This window comes from Pseudomonas sp. LP_7_YM, assembly GCF_004364435.1.
GTDB lineage: Bacteria > Pseudomonadota > Gammaproteobacteria > Pseudomonadales > Pseudomonadaceae > Aquipseudomonas.
On record NZ_SOCT01000036.1, the window covers coordinates 1 to 1,854 of the forward strand.

Here is a 1,854-nt window from a genome sequence, read left to right on the forward strand (position 1 = left end):
GGTGAGTCGGCCACAGGAACTGCCCCCGTAGCCGCTCGTAGAACCGTACGTGACACTCTCGCGTCATACGGCTCCCGTTATCCAACCTGTTGCTCGGTTATTTGCCAGTGATAAAACAGTCGAGGGGCAGCCGTATGCACCATGTCCAACCATTGAGATATACGCCGCTTGTGCCCGTGAAGTATTTTGTACTTACGACCGGCCCAACGCTTGAGCGCGCTATCGATATGTCGAAAGATGCAAAGCAGGGCCGTCCGATAGAACGCGCCATAGTACTGCCACCAACCTTGTATCACTGGGTTGTAAAGCCGAGCCACAGCAGCCAGCGTCACGTGAGTTTGGCGGTTGACCCGCCACTCGCGCACTGCTCGCCGCATCCGCTTCAACGCTTGCGCACTGACTCCCGGCAGGAAGCTGGTGAAAAGCTTGTTCTGCTGGCCGATTGCCTTCCTGGGTCTAAAAGTGAAACCAAGGAAGGTAAAGCTCACATGCGGATACTCTGCGCGTCGATTGCTGTCCTTGCAGTACACGATTTTCGATTTCTCGGGATGCATCGTGAGGCCACAAACCGCTAGACGTGAAGCGATTGAACGCATCACGTGTTCTGCTTGCCTCTGGCTACGACAATGCACTACCGCATCATCGGCATACCGGGCAAAAGGACAGTTTGGGCTGTTTCGTTGCATCCAAGCGTCAAAGGCGTAATGCATGAACAGATTCATCAGCATGGGACTGATCACGCCGCCTTGCGGGGTGCCACGTTCGCGTTGAATGCGAACGCCATCTGCTGCCTCGAACGGAGCAACCAGCCATCGTTCGATGTACAGCAGTATCCAGTCCTCTTTGATATGAGTCCGCACCGCTTTCATCAGCAGTTCATGATCAATGTGATCGAAAGCCGCCTTGATATCAAACTCCACCACCCAGTCGTATCGCCAGCAGCGTTCGCGTGTGATCGCTATGGCCTGTTTGGCTGAATGTCCTGGTCGGTATCCATATGAGTCCGGATGGAAAAGCGCATCCAGCTTTGGCTCGATGAGAAGTTTGACTACAGTTTGTGCGATACGGTCGCTGACCGTAGGCACTCCCAGCCTGCGTATACCCCCCGATGCCTTCGGTATCTCAACAACCTTGACCGGCGACGGGAAATAAGACCCCGACGACATTCGATTCCATAGCTTGTAAAGATTCTTCGGCAGGTTCCGCTCAAAATCGGCAATGGTCTCATCGTCGATTCCAGCAGCTCCCCGGTTGGTTCTGACCTGCTGATAGGCCTCCCATATCACGCGCTTTGCTATGTTGTAAGGTTTGTTCGAACTCACACCGCTCATCCCCTGAGGTTGACGGCGTTCGTTGACAGGATACCGCCTCCCCTTCGCTCCACCTTCATTACAAAGGCTTCATCACTACTACAGGAGGCTCCGCCCCTCATTCCAGCATTGGTATTCTTCCTCATGGTTTTAGCCATTTGTCATTTTCCTTTGCATCTGGAACAAGGTTCTCACGTTCCGTACCCAAGCCTGTATGAAGATCATGCCGCCTTTACACCGGCTGCCACTGGGGCCGTAAGCAGGTAACGCCCCAACTCGTCCTGAAGCCAATACTCAACCTCAGTTTCGACAGCACTTTAGGAATAACGATGCGTCATCGGACGGTTTGCTTTCGCTCATCTTCTCCATACTCACCTGCCATCATCATGGGATGACTTTTCCTCGGTCGCTCACCACCGCACCTTTTGGATGCAGCAGCACCGGGTGGTTTGAAGCCTGCTCCTGCAAGCCGACTTCGGAAGGCCTACTTCCATCTTCGGTACAGCATCACAGGTCATACGACCTGTGTTCGTGACACACAGTA

Annotated in this window: 1 pseudogene; it reads right to left on the reverse strand. The window is 53.8% G+C overall.

Annotation, left to right across the window (positions count from 1 at the left end):
- Window positions 1–63: 63 nt before the first annotated feature.
- A pseudogene (ltrA, locus tag EC915_RS24660) lies at window positions 64–1,331 on the reverse strand (group II intron reverse transcriptase/maturase).
- Window positions 1,332–1,854 lie beyond the last annotated feature (523 nt).